This is a genomic window from Bacteroides sp. 51, assembly GCF_010500965.1.
GTDB lineage: Bacteria > Bacteroidota > Bacteroidia > Bacteroidales > Bacteroidaceae > Bacteroides.
The window spans coordinates 153,605-159,604 of the sequence record NZ_QVMI01000016.1 but is presented as its reverse complement, the minus strand read 5'-3'; the positions used below and the strand labels follow the sequence as shown (position 1 = coordinate 159,604).

The following is a 6,000-nucleotide window of genomic DNA, read 5'->3' as shown; positions in this document are numbered from 1 at the left end:
AAGTTAAGGAACCGCCACGTGCCGAACGGCATGCGTGGTGGTGTGAGAGGTCGGAAAATGAAATAGGAGGAAACTATTTCATTTTCCTCCTACTCGATTATAGTAATTAGTGCTTGGTGAAATTTTGCATAATTTATATATTTACCGCCTGAATAGGCTAACGATGACAAGAAAGTCCTGAATAATAATAACCGAAGAATAATATTTTTACTATGAAACTAACTTTTGTATTATTGGCGTCTTTTCTTTTATGTTCTTGTTTGAATAAAGACAGTAAAGCAACTATGGAGAATAGTCAACTGATTCATGCCGTTGGAGGAGGTACGACTAAACTGATATCAAAGACTGATTCGATAAGTGATTTGCCGGAGATGAATAATGTGTCTGGTGATTTTATTGACATCTTTCAGATTAAAGAGAATTACAGGGGCTTTTCTACCTCTAGTATTCTTAATAGAGAAAGGAGTTGGTTGTACGATAAGCCCATTGATGATGGATATTATGGTGCTTATTGTTTGATTAAGAGGTTTGATGATGGTAAGGTATCTCCTTTGATTGATCGTTTGGTTGTATTTAATTATGAAACGCCATGGATGTATGATAATCTATCTGATCGTTTTATAGAAATAACGGTGCATCATCCCGGGATTAAAATATTTAAGGAGATTGGAGTAGGGGCTGATGTGAGTATTCTCAATAAATACTTAAGTAACTTCTATCAGAAGAATGATGAATTGGTTATTTATGTAAAGGAAGATGTGAATTTAGTTGGATTATTTAAAGTAAAGAATAATAAAATCAGTTGGTATAGAATAGGTTACTATAGTACAGATATCGTTTCAAATATTGAAAGTTATATACCGTTACTCCTTGAATAGTGAGTATATAACTCCACCCCCTGCCCCAATGTCATTAAGTTAATGCTTAACTTAATGACATTGGGGGCAAGGGGATGTTCTAAAAAGTTTTCTTAACTCTTATGTGATTTACCTACCAATTTCCGCAACAACCGTGTTGCGCTGAACGACTGTTTCGGGAAGAGGAATACCGGAATTGCTGCACCTACCACCAGTGCAAACAATACAAAGATTGTTGTGCTTCCGTTGTGCCAGAATTGTACGATATAATCCAGTGAAGCTGCTTCGTCTGTGGTTTGCATGAACTTGGTTAGTGCCAGGATGCTTCTGTATGCAAACATTCCGGGAATCATTGGCAGCAATGATGGGAAGGAGAATACTTCAGCAGGGCAATGAATAATTCTGGCAAAAGGAATGGCCAGTAGGCCGATGGACAAAGCAGCGAAGAAAGAAGCCGTGGCAATATCCATATGGATCAGTGTGCTGTTCATCAGGAAGTAGCGAAGTCCGTGACCGACTGCTGCGAATAGAGGGCAGATAATCAAGGCTTTGCGTGGGGGATTGGAGATAATAGCAAATCCAATGGCTGCTATTGCTGCAAAAAGTCCGTCGAGGAATATGGCGCTTAGAAATTCTGTATTCATTTTATAGGGTGCTGATTCCGGTTAGTAATAAAGTCATAGATATCCCGATAACAATACAGATAATCAATAAACATGCATTGATGAAGCGAGAAGTTCCGGCCAATACGTGTCCATCGATAATGTCCATGATGGAGTTGATTAAAGGTACGCCTGGTATCAGGTAGAGCACGCTTGTACCGAGGGCTACGCTGGGTGTTGTTCCCCAATGAAATAGATATCCGGTACTTGCAATCATGGATGCAACAAAAGAGGATACGATAAATACGGCCAGATGATTCCAATGACGTTCCATGAGTTCCTGACGAACGAAAAATCCGATTAATGTAGCTACAAATACAATGCCCATTGAGGTTAGATCACCCTGGAATAACCGGCAGAAAGCAGCATTAGCGAAAGCTACGAGGATGAGGACCAGCCAACGGCTTTCCCGGGGGCGGCTGGTGATTTCGTTGTAACGTTTTTTGAGCTCGTCCAATGAGAGGCATTCATCGTGTGCTTCCCAGCTTAGGGTACTGAGGCTGGAGTTCATGGCGAAGTTCAATCCCATGGACTTGATTTTGTTTACGGTACTGTAGGAATGGGTGTTACTACTATCCCTCAGTGTCATGATGATTGTTTTCTGGAAGATGGTCATGTCGCAATCAAAGCCAAATGTGCGGGCAATACGTGAGGTGTTTTTGACAATGCGCGAGGTTTGCACGCCTACTGCCATTAGGGTGGTAGAGTAGTCGGAAAGGAATTTGGAGACTTCCTTTAACTCCTGATGAATATCCATTGTTATTTGTGGTTTTTAAAAGCGAGTGCAAAGTTATGGGTTCTGCGGATAATAACAAAAGGAATGGGAAAGAGTTTTCGGGCGGTTCGCGAACCGCCCCTACGGTGTATTTTGTTTTAACCATTCTTCCGCCTTCACCAGTGCTTCGGGTTTGCCGATATCCAGCAGTTGAAGGTTATCCATGGGGTAGGCTTGGATATTCGCTTTCGCACAAATGGCGAGATAGAAATTGATGATGGAGAATTTTCCTTCCCATTTATCCATCCATTCGAATATTTCCGGAGAGATGACGTGGATACCGCTAAAAGCATATCCATTGTACATGGAAGGGCGAAAGTTGGGGCTGGGAGATTTGACCTCACCCGTTTCGCGATTCTGCCAGCCATGCAACCGGTTTTCTTTATCAAAGAGCAAATAGCGCGAGGTTTCCCGCTGGCTGACTAATAAAGTGGCTACAGATCCACATAGGTAGCGAGGCGCTGCACCCAGGTTTCCATGCGGGCGAAGGTGATATTCATAGAGTTGCTTCAAGTCGACATTCGACAGGATATCGGCATTATGCACCAGAAACGGTTCGTCTCCGTCGAGGAACTGCCGGGCATGTTTGATTCCTCCTCCGGTATCCAGCAATTGATCCCGTTCGTCGGATATATGGATGTTCAGACCGAAATTGTTATTGCTTTGCAGATAGTCGATGATTTGTTGCCCGTGGTGATGGATGTTAATGACAAGTTCGTTAAAGCCCGAAGCTTTCAGTTTCAGGATGACATGTTCCAGCATGGGCTTTCCGCCGATGGGAATCAGGGCTTTGGGGGTCGTGTCTGTCAACGGTCGGAGGCGCGACCCCAGTCCGGCGGCAAATATCAGGGCTTTCATAGGGTTGGTTCAAATACGTGTTCGATGTTCTGTTCGCGGTGAATGAGGTCGACTTTGACACCGAACTTCCGGTTGAGGTATTCTGCCATGTGTTGTGCCGAATATACGGAACGGTGTTGCCCGCCGGTGCAGCCGAAACAGATCATCAGATTGGTGAATCCGCGGTCCAGATAGCGCTGTACGGAGGCATCGACAATCTTATAGACGGATTCGAGGAAGGCGGTGATTTCTCCTTCTTCTTCGAGGAAGGTAATGACGGGCTCGTCCAATCCGGTGAAATGGTTGTATCTTTCGTATTTTCCGGGGTTGTTGATGGCCCGGCAGTCGAATACGAATCCGCCGCCGTTGCCGGAGGTGTCGTTGGGTATTCCTTTTTTATAGGCAAAACTCATGACTTTTACCTCCAGGGTGCGTTTTTTGATCTCTTCGGAGAATTGTTTCAGCCCTACGAGTTGGTGTAGGATATCGCATAGGTAGGGGTATTCGGGGTATCCTTCGCGCAGTAATTCTTTTAGGTTCTTGATGGCGAAGGGGATGCTTTGAATGAAATGTGGTTTCTTCTCAAAGTATCCGCGGAAGCCGTAAGCGCCGAGTACTTGCAGGGTGCGGAAGAGGACGAAATGACGTAGCCGCCGGCAGAACTCTTCTTTATCGACGGTGGTGTAGTGGGAGAGGGCGTCCATGTAAACATCCAGCATTTCATTTCGCAATCCTTCCGGGAAGTTTGCTTTGGCCTGCCACAGGAAAGAGGCGATGTCGTAGTAGATCGGGCCCTTCCGTCCGCCCTGAAAATCAATGAACCAGGGCTTGCCGTCTTTGATCATGACGTTGCGCGACTGGAAGTCGCGATACAGAAACGTGTTGGTCTGGTCTTGCAGCAGGATGTCGCACATCTTTTTGAAATCATCTTCAAGGATGTTTTCCTGAAAGTCCAGTCCGGTAGATTTCAGGAAGCAGTACTTGAAATAGTTCAGATCCCAAAGAATGGAGCGTTCGTTGAATGTGGGTTGCGGATAGCATTGCTCGAAGTCAAAATCCTCGGCTCCCCGGAACTGGATCATGGGCAACAGGGAGATGGTTTGGCGCAATAGCGAACGCTCTTCGTCGCTGAACACGCAGGTTTTCCGCCCTTTTTCTATCTTATCGAAGAGCAGGGCATCGCCCAGGTCTTCTTGCAGATAGTATAGGGAATCTTCGGAGGTAGCGTAGACCTCGGGAACGGGAATGCCTTTTTCGCGGAAGTGTGCTGCCATGTAGAGGAAGGCTTTGTTCTCTTCTTGCGAAGTTCCGCTTACGCCTACTAAGTTCATCGCTCCCGATAGCCTGAAATACCGGCGGTTAGAACCGGATGAGGGTAACTCGATAATGTTTTCTGCGGGTGTACCGGCCACCTGCGTATAGAGTTTCTGTAATGCTGTGATGATCATTTTCGTTTTCAATTTACTCGCTAAGATAAGGGTTTCTAATTTAGCTGGCAATGATTGGCGGGAACTTCTTTTAATTCCCGATATCTGTCATTGTTATGTTTTTCAATGCATGCCTATAATTTAGTTAATGGAATAAAATGTATTTTATGAAGAAAAAGCTATCTTTGAGCAATAAGGCCAATAAGCAATTACTGGTTCGCATTGATTCTATTTGTATTCAACAAAAAATACAGTATTCGATAGCAGGCTGGAGGGTAGCGGTAGTACCCACATTTCATGCAACTACATAGCTGTGTATGATTATGCAAAGAAAGTTCCCGGTATAACCGATGTCGAATTGGCCGGAACCACAGTCATTCTGTTGATAAATCTTGATGTATATGCTGGGACTGCTATGATGTCTTCACTGGGTGATGCAATTGCTATGTGTCCCCTAGGTGATACGTTGGAGGAGGTCGTTCATCACGAAGCTGGTGGACACGCTTTTGCTAAGTTAATGGATGAATATATTAACTACTACGATGAATCGCTTCCTATTAAGGACAGTGATCAACTTACAAACTTTCGGAATCTTAGTGGCGGCATATGGAAATGGGGTGCCAATATAGATATAACTGGCAAAGTATACAACGTGCATTGGATGCATTATTTTGGGAAGTCCGGCTATGATACGGTAAGTTACCATGAAGGTGGTTATTTATATAGATATGGCGTATGGCGCGCAGAACCTAATAGTTGTATGAACGATAATGTTCCTTATTTCAATGCTCCTTCGCGCGAGGCCATTGTCCGCCGGATTATGGAAGTGAGTGGAGGAACCTTTGATATCAACACCTTCTATACAAATGACAAGACTATGCCGGCGTCAGGAACGCGGGGAGAAATCGTTCGTCCGCCGTTGGGAGAGCCGGTAATGGTGGTGAAGTAGTAACAAAATGATCGTTTTTTTCTTGATTTTGCTTACACGCGTGTTTTTTGAAATTCATCAATGAGATGATAAAAACAGGTTTAAAGCATGCTTTTGTGGCATATTATTGATGATTGGAATCACTTCAGCGCAATAATCTCTATAGTTGAGCCGCGTACTGCCGACAGCACGCGGCTCAACTATAGATAGCACGCGGCTCAAGTGTCGACATCCGAGCGCTTGACTGTCGACAGCACGCGGCTCAACTGTAGAGAGGGCTTTCATTTTATAGATTTTCGTGTTCTGGTTGAGTGATTTGTGGAGACTTGTTGGATTGTTCGTTTGAATTGTATTTTCTCTTATTCTGCATTATTTTGTTATTTCCTACATCATATCATGTCTTTTTGTTCAATCTGGGCCGATTTATTTGTTCATTCTGATATTCTTAAATTCGATTCTTTTGCCGTTTTTCCTTTCCCTTCTGAGGTAGGTCTTGATTTTGCGATTTTAGAGG

The 6,000-nt window shown here is 44.1% G+C and carries 6 protein-coding genes; 2 read left to right on the top strand and 4 right to left on the bottom strand.

What is annotated here, in order from left to right; genetic code table 11:
* The first annotated feature begins 212 nt into the window (after positions 1-212).
* Positions 213-878: a hypothetical protein gene (locus D0T87_RS13410; RefSeq protein WP_163175648.1), complete on the top strand. Its 666-nt coding sequence runs from the start codon at positions 213-215 to the stop codon at positions 876-878.
* 92 nt (positions 879-970) lie between these two features.
* Here the strand turns inward: D0T87_RS13410 and D0T87_RS13405 are convergent, their stop codons facing one another.
* From D0T87_RS13405 to D0T87_RS13390, 4 genes are all read right to left on the bottom strand, one after another.
* Positions 971-1,501, bottom strand: a complete 531-nt coding sequence (locus D0T87_RS13405; protein ID WP_163175647.1) for a threonine/serine exporter family protein — start codon at positions 1,499-1,501, stop codon at positions 971-973.
* Position 1,502: 1 nt separating this feature from the next.
* On the bottom strand, positions 1,503-2,276 hold the full coding sequence (locus D0T87_RS13400) for a threonine/serine exporter ThrE family protein (RefSeq protein ID WP_163175646.1): 774 nt from the start codon (positions 2,274-2,276) through the stop codon (positions 1,503-1,505).
* A gap of 99 nt (positions 2,277-2,375) precedes the next feature.
* Positions 2,376-3,152 (bottom strand): nucleotidyltransferase family protein, encoded by a 777-nt coding sequence (locus D0T87_RS13395; protein WP_163175645.1) that lies wholly within the window; start codon positions 3,150-3,152, stop codon positions 2,376-2,378.
* A complete protein-coding gene (locus tag D0T87_RS13390; protein WP_163175644.1) occupies positions 3,149-4,579 on the bottom strand; it encodes an RNase adapter RapZ in 1,431 nt (476 codons plus the stop codon). The genes D0T87_RS13395 and D0T87_RS13390 overlap by 4 nt, the downstream gene beginning before the upstream one ends.
* A 211-nt stretch (positions 4,580-4,790) precedes the next feature.
* Between D0T87_RS13390 and D0T87_RS13385 the strand changes: the two genes are divergently transcribed.
* Positions 4,791-5,507, top strand: coding sequence for a M64 family metallopeptidase (locus tag D0T87_RS13385; protein ID WP_163175643.1), 717 nt, complete (start codon positions 4,791-4,793; stop codon positions 5,505-5,507).
* Positions 5,508-6,000 lie beyond the last annotated feature (493 nt).